The organism is Neisseria sp. P0022.S010 (genome assembly GCF_051956635.1).
Map to the genome: position 1 here is coordinate 1 of NZ_JBQCXF010000830.1, position 536 is coordinate 536.

1 protein-coding gene is annotated in these 536 nt (G+C 46.3%); it reads left to right on the top strand.

Features of this window, described 5'->3' with window-relative positions; all coding sequences use genetic code 11:
- Positions 1-320, top strand: a 320-nt coding sequence (waaF, locus tag ACTHUT_RS21650) for a lipopolysaccharide heptosyltransferase II (RefSeq protein WP_440419874.1), incomplete at its 5' end; no start/stop codon positions are given.
- Positions 321-536 lie beyond the last annotated feature (216 nt).

Here is a 536-nt window from a genome sequence, read left to right on the forward strand (position 1 = left end):
GCCTGTGTACCAATCTTTGCGGTAAAACCAATCTTCCGGAGGCGATTGATCTGTTGTCTTGCGCCGATACGGTCGTGTGCAACGACAGCGGTCTGATGCACCTTGCGGCCGCGCTTGATCGGAAATTGGTTGCAGTTTACGGCTCATCCAGCCCTGACCATACGCCGCCTCTAAGCCAAAAGGCAAAAATCGTCAGCTTGAATTTGGATTGCTCGCCTTGTTTCAAACGCGAATGTCCGTTGGGGCATACGGATTGTTTGAACAAGCTGACGCCGGATAGGGTGCAAAAAGCGGCGGAAGAGCTGGCTCGTTCGGCGTAATCCAATAAAGATTAGATGGAAAACAGCTAAGGGCGGATTTGAATCTGCTCTTTTAATTTTTGTTTCTTTTATTTTTTAACAAAAAGGCCGTCTGAAAATCATATTTCAGACGGCCTTTTTTGGTTTGAAATCAATACATCTGATTATTTTTGATGCAGATTATAAACGTATTCCACTTCTTCGCGGCTGCCCATGAATACGGCAACACGTTGGTGC